This window comes from Fructobacillus tropaeoli, assembly GCF_016860625.1.
In the GTDB taxonomy this organism is placed as follows: Bacteria; Bacillota; Bacilli; order Lactobacillales; family Lactobacillaceae; genus Fructobacillus; species Fructobacillus tropaeoli.
In genome coordinates this window covers 49,023-71,432 of record NZ_BOJU01000005.1, presented here as the reverse complement: position 1 = coordinate 71,432, position 22,410 = coordinate 49,023, and the positions used below count along the sequence as shown (strand labels likewise).

Annotated in this window: 17 protein-coding genes; 4 read left to right on the top strand and 13 right to left on the bottom strand. The window is 44.9% G+C overall.

What is annotated here, in order from left to right; all coding sequences use genetic code 11:
- The first annotated feature begins 46 nt into the window (after positions 1-46).
- Positions 47-526, top strand: coding sequence for a deoxycytidylate deaminase (locus FT12353_RS07330; protein WP_203619277.1), 480 nt, complete (start codon positions 47-49; stop codon positions 524-526).
- 78 nt (positions 527-604) lie between these two features.
- The gene (locus tag FT12353_RS07325; RefSeq protein WP_203619276.1) at positions 605-1,567 is read left to right on the top strand and encodes a thymidylate synthase; all 963 of its coding nucleotides are present in this window, start codon (positions 605-607) and stop codon (positions 1,565-1,567) included.
- 88 nt (positions 1,568-1,655) lie between these two features.
- Here FT12353_RS07325 and uvrA read toward each other — a convergent pair whose 3' ends face one another.
- From uvrA to tgt, 11 genes are all read right to left on the bottom strand, one after another.
- Positions 1,656-4,544, bottom strand: coding sequence for an excinuclease ABC subunit UvrA (gene uvrA, locus FT12353_RS07320; protein WP_203619275.1), 2,889 nt, complete (start codon positions 4,542-4,544; stop codon positions 1,656-1,658).
- Positions 4,545-4,630: 86 nt separating this feature from the next.
- Positions 4,631-6,682 (bottom strand): excinuclease ABC subunit UvrB, encoded by a 2,052-nt coding sequence (gene uvrB, locus FT12353_RS07315; protein WP_168778052.1) that lies wholly within the window; start codon positions 6,680-6,682, stop codon positions 4,631-4,633.
- 70 nt (positions 6,683-6,752) lie between these two features.
- On the bottom strand, positions 6,753-8,867 hold the full coding sequence (locus FT12353_RS07310) for an LTA synthase family protein (protein WP_203619274.1): 2,115 nt from the start codon (positions 8,865-8,867) through the stop codon (positions 6,753-6,755).
- A 20-nt stretch (positions 8,868-8,887) separates the two neighbouring features.
- Positions 8,888-9,148, bottom strand: a complete 261-nt coding sequence (locus tag FT12353_RS07305; RefSeq protein ID WP_047975370.1) for a DUF1797 family protein — start codon at positions 9,146-9,148, stop codon at positions 8,888-8,890.
- Between the two features lie 6 nt (positions 9,149-9,154).
- Positions 9,155-10,210: a lysylphosphatidylglycerol synthase transmembrane domain-containing protein gene (locus FT12353_RS07300; protein ID WP_059393656.1), complete on the bottom strand. Its 1,056-nt coding sequence runs from the start codon at positions 10,208-10,210 to the stop codon at positions 9,155-9,157.
- 10 nt (positions 10,211-10,220) lie between these two features.
- Positions 10,221-11,300 (bottom strand): LTA glycolipid anchor biosynthesis glycosyltransferase, IagA/BgsA family, encoded by a 1,080-nt coding sequence (locus FT12353_RS07295; protein ID WP_203619273.1) that lies wholly within the window; start codon positions 11,298-11,300, stop codon positions 10,221-10,223.
- 1 nt (position 11,301) lies between these two features.
- Positions 11,302-12,531: a glycosyltransferase family 4 protein gene (locus FT12353_RS07290; RefSeq protein ID WP_168778049.1), complete on the bottom strand. Its 1,230-nt coding sequence runs from the start codon at positions 12,529-12,531 to the stop codon at positions 11,302-11,304.
- A gap of 119 nt (positions 12,532-12,650) precedes the next feature.
- Positions 12,651-14,423 carry an ABC transporter ATP-binding protein gene (locus tag FT12353_RS07285; protein ID WP_168778048.1) on the bottom strand — a complete coding sequence of 591 codons (1,773 nt, stop codon included), beginning with the start codon at positions 14,421-14,423 and terminating at the stop codon, positions 12,651-12,653.
- Positions 14,416-16,149 carry an ABC transporter ATP-binding protein gene (locus FT12353_RS07280; protein ID WP_203619272.1) on the bottom strand — a complete coding sequence of 578 codons (1,734 nt, stop codon included), beginning with the start codon at positions 16,147-16,149 and terminating at the stop codon, positions 14,416-14,418. Before FT12353_RS07280 ends, FT12353_RS07285 begins: the two co-directional genes overlap by 8 nt.
- 142 nt (positions 16,150-16,291) lie before the next feature.
- Complete coding sequence (gene yajC / locus FT12353_RS07275; protein ID WP_059393660.1) at positions 16,292-16,636, bottom strand: preprotein translocase subunit YajC; 345 nt, start codon at positions 16,634-16,636, stop codon at positions 16,292-16,294.
- Between the two features lie 47 nt (positions 16,637-16,683).
- The gene (gene tgt / locus FT12353_RS07270) at positions 16,684-17,901 is read right to left on the bottom strand and encodes a tRNA guanosine(34) transglycosylase Tgt (protein ID WP_059393661.1); all 1,218 of its coding nucleotides are present in this window, start codon (positions 17,899-17,901) and stop codon (positions 16,684-16,686) included.
- 169 nt (positions 17,902-18,070) lie between these two features.
- Between tgt and FT12353_RS07265 the strand changes: the two genes are divergently transcribed.
- Positions 18,071-18,589 carry an NUDIX domain-containing protein gene (locus FT12353_RS07265; RefSeq protein WP_203619271.1) on the top strand — a complete coding sequence of 173 codons (519 nt, stop codon included), beginning with the start codon at positions 18,071-18,073 and terminating at the stop codon, positions 18,587-18,589.
- Between the two features lie 717 nt (positions 18,590-19,306).
- Positions 19,307-20,047 (top strand): sulfite exporter TauE/SafE family protein, encoded by a 741-nt coding sequence (locus FT12353_RS07260; RefSeq protein WP_203619270.1) that lies wholly within the window; start codon positions 19,307-19,309, stop codon positions 20,045-20,047.
- 112 nt (positions 20,048-20,159) lie between these two features.
- Here the strand turns inward: FT12353_RS07260 and FT12353_RS07255 are convergent, their stop codons facing one another.
- Entirely contained in the window at positions 20,160-20,927 is a 768-nt protein-coding gene (locus FT12353_RS07255) for an SDR family oxidoreductase (RefSeq protein ID WP_203619269.1), read from the bottom strand.
- Between the two features lie 2 nt (positions 20,928-20,929).
- Positions 20,930-22,405, bottom strand: a complete 1,476-nt coding sequence (locus tag FT12353_RS07250) for an acyl-CoA reductase (protein WP_203619268.1) — start codon at positions 22,403-22,405, stop codon at positions 20,930-20,932.
- Between the last annotated feature and the right edge of the window lie 5 nt (positions 22,406-22,410).

Here is a 22,410-nt window from a genome sequence, read left to right as displayed (position 1 = left end):
TTTATCAGAATAAAACCGTTTTTTGTTTACAGAAAGGTAATTTTTTATGTCTGACAACCGTATTTCTTGGGATCAATACTTTATCGCACAAGCCGCCATCCTCTCGACCCGGTCAACTTGTACTAGACGTCACGTTGGGGCCATCCTCGTGAAGGACCATCGCATTATCGCCTCTGGCTACAACGGTGCCGTTTCTGGAACCCCTCACTGTACGGAAGTTGGCGACTATATCGTTGATGGCCACTGTATCAGAGCGGTTCATGCCGAGCAAAACGCCCTCATGCAAGCCGCCTCAATGGGGATTGCCGTTGAGGGGTCAGAGGTCTATGTAACCGACGTTCCCTGCGTACAATGTACAAAACTATTGCTGCAAGCCGGCATTACCAAAATTAACTTCATGCGCGACTATCGCAATGATGAATTCGCTGAGTCCCTCTTAAAAGAAAAAAACGTTGCCTTAGTCCAAGTTCCCTTCGAATCCCAAACGGCTGAACAAATCAACCTCGCTCAATTTATTAAAGACTAGACCCAAGAAAAAGCAAGGAGTCCTCCTTGCTTTTTTGCTATACTGAAAAGGACGATTTTTTAATAAAGGGGACTACTCATGAGTCAAAACGAACAAACATACCTCGATCTGGCCGCTAAAATTTTGAACGAAGGCCATTACAAGGACGACCGGACCGGGACCGGAACCTATTCAATCTTCGGGACACAAATGCGCTTTGACCTCCAGGAAGGCTTCCCTCTTTTAACCACTAAAAAAGTTTTCTTCAAGCTGATCAAATCAGAATTGCTCTGGTTCTTGCGCGGTGATAACAACATCCGCTTCTTGTTGCAAAACAATAACCATATCTGGGATGAATGGGCCTTTAAAAACTGGATTGAGTCCAACGAATATAGTGGACCGGACATGACTGATTTTGGCTTGCGTTCACAAACCGATGCCGAATTCAACGCCCTCTACCAGGAGCAAAAGGACATATTCGTCGACAAAATCTTAAACGATGATGACTTTATGGAAAAGTACGGTTATATCGGTGAGGTTTACGGTAAGCTCTGGCGATCATGGGCATCTGTTTTGCCCGATGGTGGCACTACAGACCAAATCAGCAACTTAATCGACCAAATCAAGAACAATCCGAACTCTCGACGTTTGATTTTGTCTGCTTGGAATGCCGAAACGACTCCTCAGGCACCATTGCCTTCTTGCCACGTTTTGTCCCAGTACTATGTCAGCGAGGGTAAGCTTTCAGCACAACTTTACCAACGTTCGGGCGACTTCTTCTTAGGTGTTCCCTTCAACATCGCTTCTTACTCGCTGTTGATTCACATGATTGCCGCTCAAACCGGTCTGGAAGTTGGTGACTTTGTCCATACTATCGGCGACACGCACATCTATAAGAACCATGTCGACCAAGTCAAAGAACAAATCAGTCGGCCGATGCATCCATTGCCAAAGCTTTGGCTGAACCCCGAGGTCAAATCAATCTTTGATTACGCCATGGATGACATTAAAATTTTGAATTATGAATCAGAACCAGCTATCCGCGGTGCGGTTGCGGTTTAAGCCGGGCTATTCACTTCCAATTATTATGAAAAAACAAAACGGCAGTGACCATCTAAAACTAAATGGTCACTGCCGTTTTTATTGTTCTTTAGGACTGCGCTGATTTTTCATCACGCTTTTCACGGGCAATATCCCGGTCCATAATTTTTTTCAAATACTTAGCCGTATAAGATTCGGTGTTTTTCGCCACCTTTTCCGGTGTCCCAGTGACCAGAATCTTACCACCGCCGGCACCACCCTCTGGACCCAAATCAATCAACCAGTCGGCTGACTTGATTACGTCCAGGTTGTGTTCGATGACGACAACCGTATTGCCGGCATCAACCAAGCGGTTCAAAACCGTTAGCAAACGAGCAATGTCATCAGTGTGCAAACCAGTTGTTGGTTCATCGAGGATATAAATCGTCTTCCCGTTTGTCCGGCGATGTAATTCAGAAGCCAACTTCATTCGCTGTGCTTCACCACCTGATAGGGTCGTTGCGGACTGGCCTAATTTTACATAGCCCAAACCAACATCATTAATGGTTTGCAAACGACGAGCAATCTTTGGAATTGGTGCAAAGAAGTCGAGGGCTTCCTTGGCGGTCATGTCCAAGACCTGAGAAATCGTCTTATCTTTGTAAGTGACTTCCAACGTTTCTGAGTTGTAGCGGGTCCCACCACAGACCTCACAGGCCACGTAAACGTCCGGTAAGAAGTTCATCTCAATCTTGATGACCCCATCACCGCGACAGTTTTCACAACGGCCACCCTTCGTATTGAAGGAAAACCGTCCCTTGGAGTAGCCACGAAGTTTAGCCTCATTTGTTTGGGCAAACAACTCGCGAATATCATCGAAGACACCCGTATAGGTTGCCGGATTCGACCGCGGTGTTCGACCGATTGGTGATTGGTCAATGTCGACCACTTGCTCCAAATTTTCAATTCCCTCAACCGAGCGGTATGCACCAGGCTTATTTGAATTTTTGTTGAGCTTTTGCTTCAAAACTCGCTTCAAAATGGTATTGACCAGTGTCGACTTACCCGATCCAGAAACCCCGGTTACGGCCACAAACTTTCCCAAAGGGAACTTCGCCGTAATATTTTTCAGGTTATTTTCCTTCGCTCCCCGAATAACAATTTCTTCGCCATTACCCTTTCGACGAGATTTCGGTACTGGAATGTAACGTTTTCCTGAGAGATACTGGCCAGTCAAAGATTTGGGATTCTTCATGACTTCAGCCGGTGTGCCAGCGGCCATAATTTGGCCGCCAAGTGACCCAGCCCCAGGGCCAACATCAATCAGATAGTCGGCAGCTTCCATGGTGTCTTCATCGTGTTCAACGACAACCAGCGTATTACCCAAATCACGCATCGATTGCATCGATGCTAAGAGCTTGTCATTATCGCGCTGGTGCAAACCAATCGATGGTTCATCCAAAACGTAGAGAACACCAGACAGATTTGACCCGATTTGTGTTGCCAAACGAATTCGTTGAGACTCCCCACCAGACAATGTTGATGCTGATCGAGATAGCGTCAGATAATCAAGCCCAACTGACCGCAAGAAGCCAAGCCGATCTTGAATTTCTTTTAAGATAGGCTGAGCAATTTCTTGGTCTTGAGGACCAAAAGTCAAGCCGGCAAAATAGGCCAATTCTTCATCAACCGGCAAATTAGTGACATCGCCGATATTGCGACCACCAACCTTAATGGACAAGGCAGCTGGATTTAGTCGGTATCCATGACATGCTGGACAGGTTAATTGCGTCATGTATTGGGCCATCTGGTCACGAGTAAAGTCAGAGTTGGTTTCCTTATAGCGCCGGGAAACGTTGTTCATTACCCCTTCGAAAACCTGGTCAGCATCACGAACGCCACCAAAATCATTTTGGAAGTGGAAATGGAATTCCTTCTCACCCGATCCATACAAAATCAGGTCCTGGTCCTTCTTCGGCAAATCCATAAAGGGCACATTTTGATCAATTCCAAATTGCTCACAGAACTGTTCCAGCAGTGCTGGATAGTAATTAGAAGAAATTGGGTTCCAAGGCGCCAGAGCGCCCTGTTTCAACGTCAGAGTATCATCTGGCACAACGAGGTCCAAATCAACCTCCTGGGTTGCCCCAAGCCCCTGACAAACAGGACAAGCGCCCATCGGTGCATTGAAAGAAAAGAGGCGCGGCTCCAATCGGCCAACCTTAAAATCTTTCAAGTCGCCCAAATAGTGGTCTGAGAACCGCAATGGCGCAGGAACTTCCTCGTCACCACGGCCAACTGGCTCCAAAACCACTAAACCGCCAGCTAGGTTCGTGGCTGCTTCAATCGAATCGAAAAGGCGAGACCGGGCATCAGCACGCAAAACAATCCGATCCACCAAAACATCAATATCATGAAAACGATTACGTTCCAAAGCGAGGTCGTCAACCGTATCAAGTTCAACAATCTCACCATCAATGCGAGCCCGTAAATAACCCTGCTTTTGCATCTGAGCAAAGGCCTTTTCGTGGGTGCCCTTCTTGTGCTGGATAATCGGTGCAAAGACCTGCAAACGGGTTCCCTCAGGTAACTCTTTTTGAGCATATTCGACCATCTGATCAATCGAATGCAGAATTTTCGTCCCATCCTTTGGATCATCAGGCTTCCCCACTCGAGCAAACAACAAACGGAAGTAATCTGAAATCTCGGTTACCGTTCCCACAGTCGACCGGGGGTTATTCGAAGTTGTTTTTTGATCAATGGAAATGGCTGGTGAAAGACCGTCAATCGAGTCGACGTCAGGCTTATCCATCTGCCCCAAAAATTGCCGGGCATAGGCGGACAATGATTCAACATAGCGCCGCTGCCCTTCAGCATAAAGAGTATCGAAAGCCAAAGACGACTTTCCAGAACCCGATAAGCCAGTCACAACCGTGAGGGATTCCTTTGGAATATCAACATCAATATTTTTTAAGTTATGGGCACGAGCCCCGCGAATTTCAATTTTATCTTTCGCCATAAAATCCTCTTTCATGGTCAAACGAGCACTCACTCGCTTGGCAAGTTCACCCCTGTTTTATCACATCGGTGACCTGAGGCCAACCTTTAGCGGCCGGCCCGTTTCTTTAATTTCATAATGTTATCGCGAATTTTAGCAGCCGTCTCAAAGTCTAAGCCCTTCGCTGCCGCCTTCATTTGGCTAGTGAGGTTTTCCAAAATTTCGGTCTGGTCTGATTTTGGCAAATCAGCAAAGTCAACTTGCGTCAAGTCAACGTCCTCAACCTCTTCGGCAGCCTTGCTTGCACTAATTAAGTCGCGAATTTCCTTTTTAATTGTTTGTGGCGTGATGCCGTGTTCCTTGTTATACGCCATCTGAATGTCACGACGACGAGCCGTTTCATCCATGGCTTCCTGCATGGCCCTTGTCACCTTATCGGCATACATAATCACGTGGCCGTTCGCATTTCGAGCAGCACGACCAATTGTTTGAATCAACGAGCGCGGATTACGCAAGAAACCTTCCTTATCAGCATCCAAAATGGCCACCAAAGAGGTTTCAGGAACATCGATTCCTTCACGCAACAAGTTAATGCCGACCAGTACATCGTACTTGCCCAAACGCAAATCACGGATAATGGCCGTTCGTTCAAGCGTCTTAATATCGGAATGGAGGTAGGCAACTTTGATGCCAACATCCTTCAAATAGTCCGTTAAATCCTCTGACATTCGCTTCGTCAGCGTTGTGATAAAGACACGCTCATTTCGTTCAACCCGCAGATTAATTTCACCCACTAAATCATCAATTTGCCCCATCACTGGCCGAACTTCAATTTCCGGATCCAACAGGCCGGTTGGTCGAATGATTTGCTCAACAATATCACGTTTTGGTACCCGAGAAAGCTCATAATCCCCTGGTGTAGCCGACATATAAATAATTTGGTTGACGTGCTTCTCAAACTCTGGCAGTTGCAAAGGGCGGTTATCCAGTGCTGAAGGCAAACGGAAACCATAATCAACCAACGTCTGCTTCCGGGCGCGGTCACCATTGTACATCCCGCGAACTTGTGGCATCGTCACGTGACTTTCATCCACAACAATCAAAAAATCATCGGGGAAGAAATCTAAGAGGGTAAATGGTGGTTCGCCCTCTTTGCGACCGTCCATCCAGCGTGAATAATTCTCGATTCCAGATGTAAAGCCCATTTCATTCAACATAGCCAGGTCATATTCGGTTCGCTGCTTAATTCGTTGAGCTTCAAGAAGCTTGCCCTCTTTTTCAAATTCTTTGACCTGGTCTTCCATTTCTTGGCGAATACCAACTAAAGCTTCCTTCATCCGCTCATCATCGGTCATAAAGTGCTTCGCTGGGAAAATGGCGACATGGTCACGTTCCGAAACGACCTGACCCGTCAAAGCTGAAATTTGTCGAATGCGGTCAATTTCGTCACCGAAAAATTCAACCCGCATGGCCAATTCATCTTGAGAAGCCGGGAAAATTTCAATTACATCGCCTCGCACCCGGAAAGTTCCACGCTGAAAATCAATATCGTTACGGGTAAATTGGATGTCAATCAGATCGCGCATCAATTGATTACGACCATATTCGTTACCAACCCGCAAAGAAATCACATGGTTTTGGTATTGGTGCGGATCACCCAAACCAAAGATTGATGAAACTGAGGCAACGACAATCGTATCATTGCGCTCAAACAACGAAGCCGTTGCCGAATTCCGCAACTGGTCAATTTCATCATTAATCGCGGAATCCTTCTCAATAAAGGTATCCGAAGAAGGCACATAAGCCTCAGGTTGATAATAATCATAATAAGAAACAAAGTATTCAACCGCATTATGTGGGAAGAATTCCTTTAATTCTGAATAAAGCTGACCAGCCAGGGTCTTGTTGTGTGACAAGACCAAGGTTGGCTTATTGTTTTGGGCAATCACATTGGAAATTGTGAATGTTTTCCCTGTTCCGGTTGCCCCGAGCAAAATCTGCTCCTTGACGCCATCTTTTAAACCCTTCACGAGTTTATCAATCGCTTTCGGCTGATCACCAGTCGGTTGGTACTTTGAAACAACTTCAAAGCTTTGATCTTTTTGCGGTGTAATCAAGATAAATCCTCCTCGCCTGGTAAAAAAATCACTCAGGAACATTATAACAAATATAACAAAAAACGAACACATGTTCTATTACTTGAACGTGTTCGTTTTCTTGTTTTGTTTTTTATTTCAGCTCCGGTGCATCAGTTTTGTAATCCGATACGGTTGATTGTCCGTTACGTAAGGCCAAAATCGAAGTTGGGCTCGACGACTGACTCGCCTTCAACGCTTTCAACGTATTGGCCTTTGTATAGTCGTACGATTTTTTATCAATTTGGTGGAAATTCCAACGGTTCTTATCAAAACGAAGCAAGTCACCTGTAATCACCTTATCCGAATTTGACAGTGACTCATCAACGTATGACTGCACCCGCTGGGCCGTCGCCTTTAACGCTGGATTATTATCAATCGACAATTTCTGACCAGTCTTACTATCGAAGTATTGGTTCTTATACTTTGTATAAGTTGGCGTCGTCCAATCACCATCACGGAAAGCAACAATTTGCGGATTCTGAGTTGACAACAAATCGTGACCGAACATGGTCATCCCTTCCGTAGAAACCCCCAAAAGGTTCATCAAGGTTGGCATCATATCAATTTCGCCACCGTAGGTATCGTTGATACCACCCTGCAAACCAGTTGCATGCATCATGAATGGCACCTTTTGGAATTGGGCCAAGTCATAATCACTCACGGAAGTCTTACCAAGCAATTTCGCAATGGCAGGCTTGTGGTTTTCAGAAATACCATAATGATCACCGTACAAAACAAAGACAGAGTTATCGTACAACCCAGCCTGCTTGAGGTAAGCCATCAATTCGCCGAAGGCCTGATCAAGGTAATGAGCAGTTTGAACATAACCATCAACTGTCGTATCACCAGTCTTTGTAGCTGGGAAATCAGTATCTTCCTTGTCAAGTTCATATGGGTAGTGGTTTGTCACCGTAATTAACTTGGCATAGAATGGCTGTGGCAACTGCTCGATATACTGAGCAGTATCCTTCAAGAAAATCTTATCCTTCATGCCATAGCCAACGTTATAACTTGGCTTATCGCTATCCTTATAGAAGTTCTTTGAGAAGAAGTAATTATAACCAAAGGACTTATAAGTATTGTTTCGGTTCCAGAAGGTTGGCACGTCACCGTGGAAGGCGGCAGAAGTATAACCCTGCTGGCCTAGGATGGCAGGTGTCGCTTCAAAGGTATTACTTGAACCATACTTGGTCATCGCTGATCCGGTCGAAAGTCCGTACAAGGAATTTTCCTGCATCATTTCAGCATCGGATGTCTTTCCCTGACCAACCTGGTTATAGAAATTATCAAACGAAAGCGTATTTTGATCGTGGTAGAAGGCGTTTAAGTTTGGCGTAACTTCGCGACCATCAACCTTGTAATCAATCAAAAATTGCTGGAATGACTCAAGGTGAATAACGAAGACGTTTTTACCCTTTTCCGTTCCGGTATATGAAATATTAGCCGGCACTGAGTTTTGCTTCAAGAAATCTTGAACCTTTTGTAAATCAGCAGCACTGGCTTCTTTACGAGATTTCGTTTGATTGTTGGTCTGCCAGGCATTAAAGGCAGCGTATTCATTTAAGCCTAAGTACTTAACAATATAGTTGTTATCAAATGAGCGCGTCAACAAGCCCGAGCGGTCAACCGAAGCGACTCCAAAATCAACCAACATCAAGACAATTCCTAAAATGGTTGTCAAAATCGCATAACGCTTTTGAATTGCTTGCTTATCAATGGGCCAGAACTTAAAGAGTAAGACAACGGCCATCACAATCAAGTCGACATAGACTAAGAAATCAGTTGGGCGAATAATGGCCGCAATCGACTTTCCCAGGTTATTGCCAGTTGATGAGCCCGATCCCATAATCCCAAAGGATAGGAAATCAGAAAATTCACGGTAATAAAGAATATTGGCAAAGAGCCAAATGGTCTGAACTAAGTTCATCACCCAGGCTAAAATATAAGCCACTTTCCCGCGGAAATAGAGTGCAATCCCGAGCAAGATAATTGCCGTTGGAATTGGATTCAAGAAAAGTAAGAAATCTTGAATTGGTCCTTGGACGCCCAAAGAGAAATTGATGTGGTAATTAATATAGGTCTTTAACCACACAAAAAAAAGGTTCAAAACAAAAAAACCACTAATACTAGTCCAAAAGTCCTGAGTATTCTTCATCTTTTGCCAGAGTTTTTTTGGCTTGAATGCATTTTTAAGACGAGCTAACATATCGGTTTTCCTCACAAAACTTAAAAGGTATGTTGAATATCGAAGAGGAGGTCATAAATCTCGATGGCGACCAAATCAACATCATCAAATTTATATTGCTTATTGCGCCGGTGTTCTTCGATTGTCCAAACCTTGTCTTCTTGATCAAGGGTTACCTTTAAAACCTCTAAGCCATAGGAGTCAAAACGTCGAACTTGAAAACGTTGGTCCGTTGATTTTTCCATGGCAAAGAGCCGGTTTAATATCGTTGTTAAAACACTTTTACTGGCTAAATCATCCATTCTTTGTCACCCCTTTTGTTGCTTTGCCAACCGTTGTTCCTTATTCGGAATTACGTAGGCTAAAATACCAGCAAAGAGACAGAAGTAATAGGTAATGATTCGCCAAATTAAGATAACCAAGACTAAAGTTGCTGGGTTCTTAACGAAAGGCGTAAAGAGAAGTTGAAAGGACAACTCTGCTCCCCCAACACCGCCTGGAATTGGAAACAACGAAATGACCATCACAATCATAATGTTCATTGTTAAAATCAGCCAGGGGTTAACGGAGCCATAACCAAAGGCCCGGATAACAAAATATGGCACCAGGTAAAAGGCAATTAATTGCAGGGCTGTCCAGAGCGTTGCCACAAGGAGCGACTTAGCTGAGCGGGCAACACGTTTTGACTCCTGATGGAAATTATTGACCTTATCTTCCGCCGTGTCAACTAATTTTTTAACCCGACTAGCACTCATAAACTTTTGTGCAGCACGGCCAGACCATTCAACAACCTTCAAAGACAGCTTTGGCCAAAACATCACCAAGAGCAGGCCAATAATCACAACGGCATGGATGGCGATGGCAAAAGGAATGAAGGTGGCAAAGGTTGGATCAACATTTTTGTAGATAAAAGAATCGGCGGCTACATAGCCGACAATAAAGAACAAAACGACTACAATTTGATAAACCAAAAACTTCATTAAGGTTACGGACAAAGCCCGACTACCTTCGATTTTTCCTCGCGTTAACGCATATAATTGCGCTGGCTGTCCCCCGGAGGCAAAAGGCGTTAGACCTGTCCCCAGTTGATTAAGCAGCGGAACACGAATCAAAGTGCCCCAACTCGTATTCTTTCGATCAACAGAACTAAGCAGAGATCTAGTAGCCAATGCCTCAAGCACCAACGAAAGAATCATCGTCAGCAATGCAAGAACAAGAAAATGCCAGTCCAAGACTTTCAGAGCTGCCTCTAATTGCTTTTCGCGACCACTTAATTCCCGCGTCAAGTAATAGATGGTTAGACCTGTTAACACAAGGACTAGTAAGGCCGATAATTGGTTTTTTTTGGATTTTAAAACGTCCATCAAGAATCTCCTAGGACCGATTCGTCGACCAAGCTGGCACAAGCGCCCCGTCCTGGTCAGCGTTAAATGACAAGGCGCGATTCTCTAAAACCGCTTGATAAACCTCAGCAAGAATTTCTCCAACTCGGTTTAAATCTCTTTCTTGTGCAACTTGGAAGCCAGCCTGGGTCAAATCTGATTTTTCACCAGCTAAAATGGCAACCATTTGGCGGTCAAAGTCTTCTAAGTCTTCTGCCTTATAGCTATTAACACCGTCTTTCAGCCAAGAATCATAAACCGGAATATCACGAACCAAGAGACGTTGCTTAGAGGCCAGGGCTTCTAAGACGACGATTCCTTCTGTTTCTTCGTAGGATGGATACAAGAACAAATCAGCCCCAGCAAAGGCCCCTAAAATTACGTCCCCTGATAAGTAACCTGGGAAAATCAGGTTGTTTGGATGCTCACCACCAAAGACAACCCGGCGAATCTTACGTGGCAAGATGGTGGGGTTGGTATGACCAAACCAAATAAAGGTAATTTCTGGGTGACGCTTGGCTAATTCAACAAAATCGAAAATCCCCTTGCGCTCAAAGAACAGGCCGACAGACATCACAACTTTCTGGCCTGGCTGGATATTAAAGTAATCCTTGTAAGCCTGAATTTTTTTGGGGTCATTTGCATATTTACTCAAACGAATCCCATTTGAAACAGGGTAAATTGGTTGCGTCAGGCCATAATTTTCCAAAAGCGATTTTGAATATGGCGTTGGCGTAATCAAAGCATCGGCTTGGCCATAAAGCGCCACCAAGTACTTCTTATACAAGGGAGCAATCAAGTTTGAAGCAAAGAATGAATTACGAAAGTCTTCGTAGGTCGAATGGGCGTGGTAAACCACCTTTTTCCCCATTTTGTGGGCCTTTTTGACCATATACATCGATTTCACGCCATAAGTGTTGATATGCAAAATATCGTAGTCCGTACACTTGGGGTCAGTCGTCACCTCGACATCATCAATCGGTGCCAGTGCCTCTTGTTGCAAGCGCATGGCCCGACCAATGCCTGATTTGGCAATTAATTTTTGGTTTTCAAAATATAACAGAACCTTCAAGTTAGCTTCTCCTAAAGGGGTTGCGTAAGAGACGTTTGATATAACCGACTTCTTCATCCGTTAACTGGTCTGAATCGTCATCATCGTCATCATGGTGGTAATCTTGCAAAACCTGGTCGTAAAAGTTTAAGACTCGATCCGCAAAAGTCGTTGCATCAACATTTTTTACTGCTGCTGCCCGAATTCGATCATCGGCAGCTGTATCAGAATGTTGTAAATAGTATAAAGTAGCGGCTAAAAACTCATCGTAATCGTCAATCAACGTTCCAATCGCCTTGTTGGTCACCACCTCTTCCAAATAAGGTGAACGAACAGCGACAAAAGGCCGGTCAGCAGCCAAGGCTTCAATAAAGGTCAGCCCTTGTGTCTCACTATCCGATGAGGAAACGAAAACGTTGGCCATTCGATAGTAATCACCGACTTGGTCATGGTTAATCATGCCCGTAAAAATAATGGCATCCTGCAAGCCCATGTCCTCAACCTGTTCTTCCAGAGATTTTTTGGCTGGGCCATCACCGGCAATCATGAGCTTCGCATCCGGAATCGTTTGCAAAAGCTCCGAAAAGGCGGAAATCGTTAAAGCCACATTTTTTTCAAAGGCTAACCGTCCCAAAGACAGAATCACCGGCTGATTTTCAGCCAAGCCATACTGCTGACGAATATCGTGGTGAGCTTCTCGCTTTGGAATCGCCACACCGGTTGGAATCACTGGAATTGGAATCGTCACACCATAACTAAGCAGGCTTTCTTTCACCCTCTCAGAAGGGGCAATCACGCCCTCCATTCCCTTCAGGTAGGCCTTCACGATATGGCCAACCGCACCAGGCCGGATTAACATCCCTTTGGCAACATAATGTGTGTAATCTTCATATTGCGTGTGGTAGGTATGAATAACAGGAATTTTTAACCGTCGGGCCACATACTTGCCAATTAAGCCCAGTGAAAATTCCGTTTGCGTGTGGACAATTTCTAAACCTAAGTCTCGGGCAATTTCAACGGCTTGAATCAAACCACGAAAAGTCAAACGACGATCCTTGAAACCAAAATAGGGCATCGATGAAAAACGATAAATCCCTTCTTCTGGTGTATGCTTGTCAACCTTAGGGTCAGTGGTCGTAAAAATATAAACTTGGTGACCCTGGGCCTCCAAAGCATTTTTTAAGGTTTGAATTGAGGTGGCGACACCGGAAACCTGTGGAAAATAAGTATCCGTAAATAAGCCAATTTTCATAGGAATCTCCATTGCTCGTTGCTTTGCCCTTGGGCATAGTACTTTTAGTATACCATCTCGATGGGGTCGTTCCAAATTCTGCCCCCGAAAACGGTTTTGATTTAAGACCGCTAAAATCTCTATTCAAAGACCATTTGGTTGGTATACAGTTCGGCATAAAAGCCGTTTTCTTTGACCAATTCCTCGTGAGAGCCACGTTCAATGACTTGGCCATCCTTCAAAACGACAATTTGATCAGCGGATAAAATTGTCTTAAGACGGTGAGCAATCACAAAGGAAGTACGGTTGGCCATGACGTTATCCATGGCTTCTTGAATCTTTGCTTCAGTGACCGTATCGACGTTCGACGTTGCTTCATCTAAGATTAGCAAATCAGGATCCGTCAAGATTGTTCGAGCAATTGAAAGAAGCTGCTTTTGCCCACTGGAGAAGAGATCTTTTTCAGGGGAAATTTGCGTATCGTATTGGTCTGGTAAGGACATGATAAAGTCGTGGATGCGTGCCTGTTTGGCGGCCTCTTGGACTTCTTCTAAGCTTGCATCCGGGCGACCATAGCGGATATTATCCATGATTGACTTTGAAAAGACAACTGATTCCTGCAAAACAATCCCAACGCGGTCACGCAAGGAATAAAGGTCAAAGTCTTGTAGCTTTGTCCCATCATAGGTGATTTCGCCACCCGACAGGTCATAAAACCGATTTAACAGGTTCATCACGGTCGTCTTACCGGAACCCGTTGGTCCCACCAGAGCAACCATCTGGCCCTTCTTAACCGTAATGGAAACGTCCTTCAAAATTTGTCGGTCTGGGTTATAAGAAAAATCAACATGCTTTAAGGCAATCTCGTTCTTAAGCGGACCAGCGATCTTTGTCCCTGTGTTGACCTCATCGTCTTCCTTTTCAACCTCCGTAATCCGGTTGGCACCCGTTACGGCCAGTTGCAAGGCGTTGTAGATGGTCGTCAGTGAAGTAATTGGTTGAAAAAGTTGCTGTGAGTAGTTAACAAAGACAACCACTAAGGCCAAACCTGAGGCCTTATCCATGCCATTATGCAACACTAACCAAGAACCAAAGAAAATCACAATCGCTAAATTAAGCAAGGAGAACCCCTGCATCAAGGGGTTTAACAGGCCGGAATAGAACTGACCCTTTTGGCTCGCTACTCGAACCTGATCGTTAAATGGTTCGAACTTTTCAATCGAATCCGCTTGACGGCCTTCCGTTAACAGAACTGTTTGTCCCGCTAACTGTTCATTAATATAACCGTTCATGTCAGCCGTTGCCGCCTGCTGGTGGTTAATTTGAATCTGAGCATATTTGGCAATCAGTAAGGCACCGATAATGGCAATCGGCGTTGAAGCCAATGTCACCCACGCCATCGTAGCTGATTTGGCAAACATCATCCAAATTACACCAGCAAAAAGCAGCGCTTGGGAGAAAATCTGGAAAACGGCGTTATTCATGGCCGTAAAAATATTATCTAAATCAGAAGTAAAGAGTGATAAAACTTTTCCGTCCTGGTGGGTATCAAAGTAGCGCACTGGCATTTTTTGGAGCTTGCCAAACAAACCACGCCGCATCACACCTACTGAATCAGACGAAATTTTGGCAGTCATAAGACCAGAAATTAACAAGGCAAATTCGGTCAACACATAAAAAGCAATCATGGAAAAGACGGCCACATAAAAATCATGTAGGGATCCATGACCCCCAGGCGTTAGCGAAGCTACCAAGTAATGGGTCAAGGCCGAAATGGCATCCCCCAAATAAAGTGGCGCCTTAATCTGCGCATAGGTCGCCACTAAAATTAAGAGCAACGAAATGAACAAGGCCCGCCAGTATTGCTTTAAGTTTTTAACAAAGTAAGCAAGTGCCGTTTTAATTTCAGCCATGGTTGTCCTCCTTTGCTTTTTGACTTTGGTAAATATCTTGGTAGATTTCAGACTGGTCAAGGAGCTCTTGGTGGGTTCCAACCCCAACAATCTGATCCTGATCCATGACTAAAATCTGATCGGCATGGATAATTGAGGCAATTTTTTCGGCAATAATCACCTTGGTGGTTGTTGCAAAGTCCTTAGCTAGTGCCTCTTGAACCAGCTTTTCGGACCGGGCATCCAAGGCGGAAGTTGAATCATCCAAGATTAGCAGACTCGGATTTTTAACCAGGGCTCTGGCCAGCGATAACCGCTGCTTTTGCCCACCGGAAAGGTTAGAAGAGCGTTCCGAAACTTCTTGACCAAAGCGGTCAGGATATTGATTAATAAATTCACTGGCTTGGGCCTGGTCGGCCGCTTTTTCTAAATCAGCCAAACTGGCATCTGGCCGGCCCATCTTTAAGTTGTCTTCAATCGTACCGGAAAACAAGACTGGCTTTTGCAAGACAATCGACAGGTTTTGGTGTAGCGTTTCCTGGTCGATGGTTTGTAAGTCTTGGCCATCGATGTCAATCTGACCCGCACTTGGCTGATACAAGCGTGCCAACAACAGTGCCAAAGTTGACTTTCCGGACCCCGTCGACCCGACGATTCCAAGCGTTTGGCCAGCAGGCAGATTAAAGGAAATATCGCGCAAAACCTGCTTGTCATCATTTGGATAGGCAAAAGAAAGGTCACGAACATTAATGTTCCCATTTAACCGCTTAACTGTTCCATTTTCAGCATTTTCATGAATATTAATGGTGCTTGGCTCGGCCATCACTGCCCCAATTCGCTTCAAAGAAACCAAACCACGGGAGGCCATGTTCGAAACCATCCCCATCATCAGCAATGAGAACAAAATCTGATTTAAATAGGTGATAAAAGGCGTAATCTTTGCCAATTCATCGGGGTTCTTCAAAATCGTTTGCGAAACCAAAAGTAAAGCAGCAGCAATTGCGATATAAGAAATCAGCATATAAACCGGCGTCATTAATGAAAAGATATAAGCAATCTTTTGGTTTAAATCCGTCAATTCCTTAGTACTGGCTGCAAAGTTGTCTTCTTCTTGCTTTTCTTGGTTAAAGGACTTCACCACACGGACAGCTGAAAGACTTTCCTGAGTAATGGTATTGTTCTTGTCCAAGATATGTTGGAACTTGCCAAACAAACCACCCATTTTTCCAAAAATGCGTCCTGTTGTCAGCATGATTAAGATAATCATCAAAACGATGACCCACCATAAACCAGGCATGGTCCAAATGGCCAATACCAAGCCACCGGCAAATAGAATTGGCACACGTAAAATGATTTGCATCAATTGCATGGCAAAGCGTTGAACCTGGTTAATATCGTTAGTTAACCGAATGACCAAGTTAGCAGATGAAAACTTTTGAATCTGCGTCAAAGAAAACGACTGGATCTTTTCGTATTCTGCTCGTCGTAAATCAGCTGCAACACTTTGGGATACTCGGGAAGCAAAAAAGGTTCCAGAAACCCCGGCAACCATGCCGACAACCGCCAAAGCCAACAACCACACCCCGTTATGGAGAACAGCCTGCGAATTATCAGCAATGATGGCCGATAGCATCCGCTTTAAAAATTGCGGCTGCAATAATGTTGCCGTTGCCATCGTCACGACTGCTAAAACAGCGCAGGTGATTTGCTTCCAGTAAGGCTTGGCATAATGTAATAGTAAATTCATCAATTCTTCCTCATCACGTTTCTGGGGCAAATCAGCATTCCTTGGAATTTTTGTCCCTCTTTACTGGTAAAAAGCCCCTCCCGAATTGTTTGGGAGGGGCTAAGACGACTGTTTGTTTGCGTCAAACAAAGCGAATCACGTCTTAATCTTTTGCTTCGTCCTTTGCTTCTTCAGCAGTGTTATCGTCAGACTTAGCTTCTTCAGCTGGCTTAACTTCTTCAGTCTTAGCCTCTTCTTCAGGCTTAACAGTCCGGATAGCAGTTGCTTCAAAAGTCAAAATAACGCCTTCGGCGTCCAAATCAACAGTCTTTGCTTCTTCGTTGACAGCATCAACAACAGCATGCAAGCCACCAATGGTGATAACCTTAGCACCTGGCTTCATGTTGCTACGCATTTCTTGTTGACGTTGTTGTTGCTTCTTGCTCGTCCGTGACATCCACCAGAGCATGACAACGATAATTAATAGAGGGAAAATGAAACTTTGCATAAGAACTTCCTTTAATTTATTTTTGTTTAAACTATTGTAACAAATTTTTAGAACAAACGCGCGTTGGCTTTGTTATAACCATAATCTTCCAAGACCTGCTCGCGGAATTCCAAGAGTCGGTCTTCTTCAATGGCAGTCCGCATTTCTTCCATTAAATTCAACAAGTAGCGCAGGTTGTGCTCTGAGGCAATCTGAGCGCCCAACAACTCATTCGCATTAAAGAGATGGTGCAAGTAAGACCTGGAAAGATTTTGATAGGGACTATAAGATGGCAAATCATATTGCGCTAGGTTGCCAAACTGATTTGTCCGGATTGGATTCTTTGAATAGTATTCCAAATCAGGATCAATGGGTGAAAAGTCATTCTTGTACTTTGAATTCTTGATCACCACTCGACCGCGCTTGGTCATCAGTGTTCCCTTACGACCAACTCGCGTTGGCAAGACACAGTCAAACATGTCCACCCCGCGGATGACAGAGTCAATTAAGGAATCAGGAGCCGCCACGCCCATCAAATACCGGGGCTTGTCCTCGGGTAAGATTGGCATAGTAAAGTCCAAAACACGGTTCATTTCCTTCTTTGATTCACCAACGGATAAACCACCAACGGCATAGCCTGGCAAATCCATCTTGACTAATTCCTTAGCGGATTCAGTCCGTAAATCGCGGAAACCTGCTCCCTGGACAATTCCAAACAAAGCCTGGGTATCGGTCTTCTTATGGTACTGTTGTGCCCGGTCTGCCCAGCGTAATGACCGTTGCATGGAATCCCGGATATACTCATAAGTTTCAAAATAGGGAATGGCTTCATCCAGCTGCATCATGACATCAGAACCCAAATTGTTCTGAATCCGCATGGCTACTTCTGGTGACAAAAACATCTTGTCGCCGTTCACGTGGTTGCGAAAGGTTGCTCCCTCTTCACTCAATTTGCGTGAGTCGGACAACGAGAAGACCTGAAAGCCACCAGAATCCGTCAAGATGGCCTGATCCCAGCCCATATACTTGTGCAAACCACCGGCCTCGGCAATTAACTCATCGCCTGGGCGAACCCACAAATGGTAAGTATTGGCCAAGATAAACTGTGAGCCAATCTCCTTCAGTGTTCGATTGTTCACGCCCTTAACGGCACCCTGAGTCCCAACTGGCATAAACATTGGGGTTTCAAAAGTTCCATGGGGAGTGTGTAACCGGCCACGACGTGCACCGGTATGTTTTTCAGTATGAAGGTGTTCGTACCAAACGGCACCCTTTTGCTGTGTCATATTTCACCTGCTTCAAAAAATTTTCGCTATGCCCATTATAACACGGTCCATCTTGGAAACAGCTGACAAGCAAATTAGTCTGAAAAACGGCCCACCAACATCATTATTGAATGTTATGATACTATTGTTAAATTGACTTAAAACTAAAAATCAGAAAGCTGGTTATATAATGGAACAAAATTATATCGCTCGGATGCGCGCAAAGGTTGGTCACGAAGGCATGATTTTTCCTTCTGCCTGGGGGGTTCTTTGGAATGAGGCTCACGATGCCATCTTGCTAGAAAAGCGTGGCGATTCAAAGAAGGGTTATGGCTTCCCCGGTGGTTTCTTGGAATACGGCGAATCACCAATGCAGGCCGTCGTCCGTGAATTCAAGGAAGAAACTAACCTGGACGTCGAAGTGGTCCGTCTCTTAGGCGTTGCCAGCCACGTGACTGATAAAAATTCCTGGGGCGATGCCCAAGAGACCTTGTCAATGGGCTTTGAGGTCCGCTTGGTCCCTGGTGCTAACGCAGCTGATTTGGTTGTCGATGGTGATGAAACCTTGGCCGCCGACTTTATTCCAGTTAACCCAAGACCAGAAATGTTTGTTCCCGCTGCGGCGGAAACACTCGAACGTGTTTTGACTGAAAATGAGGCAAGCGACCAACCTTGGTTACGTGAATCTGTTTCAAACAAAAAGGCCTAAGGCCTTTTTTATTTTGCCCTTTCGACAAGGTAGCGATTTTGCATTCCCTAAGTGCGAATGAATTAAAACCTGGGCAAATCAGCCACTGGCGCGCTTGGTTCTCTGGCCAGCTTTATTACCTTCGTTCTCAAATATTTAAAAGCATTCTTTGATTTATTTTAATCAACACCGGTATATTTGTATAACATTTTAAAATAATTATTATATTTTTAAAATTATGCTATAATTTAGGTGCTAGGAACTTGGTGGCAGTATCCTTATATGAATACTTGTCTTAATTCCTACTTCTATTGTTCGACATTTGGTAAACAGGATTCTTTCGTGTAATCAATGAGTTCCTAACTATATTTCTAGCACGTTTCCCGAAAAAAATTCATTTCTTATTCCACCCTGTTTACCTTTCCATTAATTCTTTCGCTGCCACCAAGCTACTAGCCAACTTTTGGACTGGAAAATCCCAGTCCTTTTTTGATGTTAAAGTTTTTTTCACTTTTTTGTTACTGGCAAGCTCTGCAAATTTTTGTTGCTAGCATCCTCCGTTTCTTTTGATGACATCCTCGGACTATTTTCTTTTAAGCGCCTCCTACCCTGGATTTTTTGTCAAAGACTGGTAGACTACTATTAATTAGTGTCATTCTGATTGAAGGTTTGTACTTCAAACCTCTGCACTCCCTGATGGGTTTTGCTGAATATTTTATTTGAAAGCTGGTTTTTTTCATGATTGCAATTTTCTATGGTTTCCTAATTGGTTGCTTCGTTACCTTGATTGGTGGCGGAGGTGCCACTTTTTACCTTGGCGTCTTAACCTCGACCTTAGGCATGTCAACAGTCGTCGCCGTCCCAACCTCGCTTTTAATTGCCGTCTTCGCCCTCTTTTCGGGCATGGTGACACAGTGGCGATTAAAAAATATCGAAAGCAAGCTGGGCAATCGATTGATTATCGCCGGGATTCCAGGCATTATCATTGGTACCGCTGTCTCCCGATTCATTCCCGTCGCTGTTTACAATATCGGCGTTGGAATTTTGCTAACGGGCATGGGTCTGATTGTCGTCATTAAAAATTTCCGCAAGAAAAAGGAGAACGAAAAGGCCAACGAAAATAGCAAGGTTGCCCCAATCTTCGGACTAATTTCCGGCCTCATGGTTGGCTTTGGTGGCCTATCAGGTGGCTCGGCCACCGTGGCAGGCCTTTCGATTATGAACGTCCCCGCAGTTAAAGCAGCCGGTACGACAACCTACGTTCTATGGGTCTTGGCTGTTGTCGGCCTTGTTAGTCATTTATTGAGTGGTGGACCAATTTCTTGGACAGCTGGCCTCTACTTAATGATTGGTGGCGTCGCTGGTTCGATTTTAACCCCACTTGTCCTCAAACAATTCGATCCCAAAAAGATTAACAAATTCTTGTCGCCCTTTATCGGCTTCGTCATTATGTACTTTGGCATTCGTTTATTTTTCTAAAAATATAAAAGGAAACAACTACTCAGATATCTGATATGGATACCCTGACCCGTTGTTTCCTTTTTTATTTAAAATATGAAAATAACTAACTGATATCAAAACAGATAGTCTGCTAATTCATGGTGAGACCACCATCGACTGTAATGCACTGACCAGTCACGTTATTGGAAAGGCTTGAAGCTAAATAAAGAGCCGTTCCAGCCACATCGTCTGGGACAGTTAACCGCTTGGTTGCCGATAGCGCCAGCAACTGCTCGCGGACATCATTACCAGTGGCGCTACTCGAATCCGTTGGATAAGTCAGCCCCGGTGCAATCGTATTCACTCGAATACCAAACGGTCCAAGATCTTTTGCTAATGCCCGCGAATAGCCTAATAACGCAGCCTTGGCCGTAATGTAATCATGGTAAGGAACCGTTGGCTGCTGGACAAGGTTACTGGTCATTTGAATAATCCGGCCGTCCTGGTTCGCCTTTAACAAAGGTAAAGCAGCCTGGTTGACATTGTAGGCAGCCTTGACCGCCCCCTCAAATTGTTCCTGGTAATCATGCCACGGCATCGACTCCGCCTGATGACGGGTTTTTGGATTAAAACTATAGTGTCTGAGGGCATTATTCACCACAATGTCCAAACCAGCAAAATTATCGACAATCGTCGTCATCATTTTTTGCACTGCTTGCTCATCGCAAACATCCGCGGCCAAAGCCACTGCTTGTCCGCCGGCTTTCTGGATTTCTTGTACAACTGCAGCCGCTTTTTCCTGATTTTTCAAGAAATTGACGATTACAAGTGCTCCCTCAGAGGCAAATCGTTTGGCAATGGCAGCACCGATTCCACGGCTAGCTCCAGTCACCAACGCCACTTGATTTTCTAATAGCATCTTTACCACTCCACATCTGTATCCAAGTGTTCAGCCAAACCTTCTGCACTTGGCTCAATATCTGTAAACCGCAATAAATCTAATAAATTAAAATGACCATCGTGGTGCCAGCCAGGTCGTGCCCGAGTCATTTCACCTAGGGCAGTAATTCGACACAGACCCGCTTGCCCCAGCGCATCCGTGATTGGTAGCAAGCGTTTTGGTGCTACTGCAACACCAGCAGTTTGTAAGTACTGACGATATGGCTTTAAGTAAGCTGGTACAGCCAGCAAATCATCGACGGCCATCACATGGATGAACCGATTTAATGGCGAACTCGTAAAGGTCGGCTGATTGTGATAGACAACAGTCCAATCTGTCTTTTTCGGGCTAGAAAAGACCGTCAAGCTGTCATCATCGATGGCTTCCAATTGAAATTGCGCCCGTAAGCGGTTGATGGCTGAGGCCTGTTGGTCGTCCAGTTCAGCCCGAGGCCATCGTTGTTGCTTGCTGGCCAAATCAGCTGCTAACGCCCTGGCAAAGTCCTTCGGTGACAATGCACCGCCACGCTCAACGAAAATACACTGTGGCGACAGGCAGCTTTGCTGATCATAAATCGCCACGTCCGCACCGGCCCGATTAACGGTACCTTGGTAGCGGTCTGTCGCCAATGACTCCTGGCCAACCAAGGCAAAGCTGATTTTATAGCCATAATGCAAAAATAAATGGCCATCCGGCACCAATGCCTGAACCTTCTTCACAGATTGGTCGGAACCATAAGCAATCGTGGCATCCGTGTTGGCCGCGGCCGCCTCTTCGACTGCCGGTTTGCTGCCCCCTTCCCACGGAAAGATGGCTAAGCAGCCCGCCAACTTGGGCTCAACCGCTAATAAACTTTGGCCAAAGAGCACCGGAAAAAGTGGTTCAGCGAAAGAAGTTTTCCCAAAGCTGGCTGATTTTACCAACAGCGTCATCACGAGTGACCAGACCTGGAGGCCCGGAATATTACCGGAAAAAACGTGAAAACTTGTTTTGGGACCATAGGCCTTCGTCAGACTCCCGGATGCTTGTGGTTGAAAAGCATCCAAAATCGCTGGGTTTGTCAATTCCGTATTTAAGAACCGGCGCAACTCTTTGGCACGAAAGAGGCGCATATAGCGCCGAATTTCTAAGTTAATGGTTTCCTCGCTGTACCCCGTGATAACCGGTAATAGCTTTAATGCCAACTGACGCTCTTTGTATTCTGGGTCCGTCCACTTTTCAGCGGCAGCACTAATTATCGTCACGATTTGTTCGACCGAAAGTTGACTTAAAAAAGCCTGCTGATGGTTTTCCAATGCCTTGATGGTCGCTTTGAATTCCGCCTCCGTCAAATCAGGATACTGTAAGTCATAGCGTTGGTCACCCACCGAAATCGACCAGGTTTCCAATTGATCAAATTGGCTCTCGTTTGGTGCCAAGAACAAGTTAATTTTTGTTGTCTCTATTTCTTCAGCCATTACGA

Excerpts from the sequence above, each read along its gene's own strand:
- FT12353_RS07280 (WP_203619272.1), bottom strand. The coding sequence starts at position 16,149 with ATGAATTTACTATTACATTATGCCAAGCCTTACTGGAAGCAAATCACC.
- FT12353_RS07325 (WP_203619276.1), top strand. The coding sequence starts at position 605 with ATGAGTCAAAACGAACAAACATACCTCGATCTGGCCGCTAAAATTTTG.
- FT12353_RS07310 (WP_203619274.1), bottom strand. The coding sequence starts at position 8,867 with ATGTTAGCTCGTCTTAAAAATGCATTCAAGCCAAAAAAACTCTGGCAA.
- uvrB (WP_168778052.1), bottom strand. The coding sequence starts at position 6,682 with ATGTTCCTGAGTGATTTTTTTACCAGGCGAGGAGGATTTATCTTGATT.
- yajC (WP_059393660.1), bottom strand. The coding sequence starts at position 16,636 with ATGCAAAGTTTCATTTTCCCTCTATTAATTATCGTTGTCATGCTCTGG.
- FT12353_RS07330 (WP_203619277.1), top strand. The coding sequence starts at position 47 with ATGTCTGACAACCGTATTTCTTGGGATCAATACTTTATCGCACAAGCC.
- FT12353_RS07250 (WP_203619268.1), bottom strand. The coding sequence starts at position 22,405 with ATGGCTGAAGAAATAGAGACAACAAAAATTAACTTGTTCTTGGCACCA.
- FT12353_RS07305 (WP_047975370.1), bottom strand. The coding sequence starts at position 9,148 with ATGGATGATTTAGCCAGTAAAAGTGTTTTAACAACGATATTAAACCGG.
- FT12353_RS07260 (WP_203619270.1), top strand. The coding sequence starts at position 19,307 with ATGATTGCAATTTTCTATGGTTTCCTAATTGGTTGCTTCGTTACCTTG.
- FT12353_RS07265 (WP_203619271.1), top strand. The coding sequence starts at position 18,071 with ATGGAACAAAATTATATCGCTCGGATGCGCGCAAAGGTTGGTCACGAA.
- FT12353_RS07255 (WP_203619269.1), bottom strand. The coding sequence starts at position 20,927 with ATGCTATTAGAAAATCAAGTGGCGTTGGTGACTGGAGCTAGCCGTGGA.
- FT12353_RS07290 (WP_168778049.1), bottom strand. The coding sequence starts at position 12,531 with ATGAAAATTGGCTTATTTACGGATACTTATTTTCCACAGGTTTCCGGT.
- tgt (WP_059393661.1), bottom strand. The coding sequence starts at position 17,901 with ATGACACAGCAAAAGGGTGCCGTTTGGTACGAACACCTTCATACTGAA.
- FT12353_RS07300 (WP_059393656.1), bottom strand. The coding sequence starts at position 10,210 with ATGGACGTTTTAAAATCCAAAAAAAACCAATTATCGGCCTTACTAGTC.
- FT12353_RS07285 (WP_168778048.1), bottom strand. The coding sequence starts at position 14,423 with ATGGCTGAAATTAAAACGGCACTTGCTTACTTTGTTAAAAACTTAAAG.
- uvrA (WP_203619275.1), bottom strand. The coding sequence starts at position 4,544 with ATGGCGAAAGATAAAATTGAAATTCGCGGGGCTCGTGCCCATAACTTA.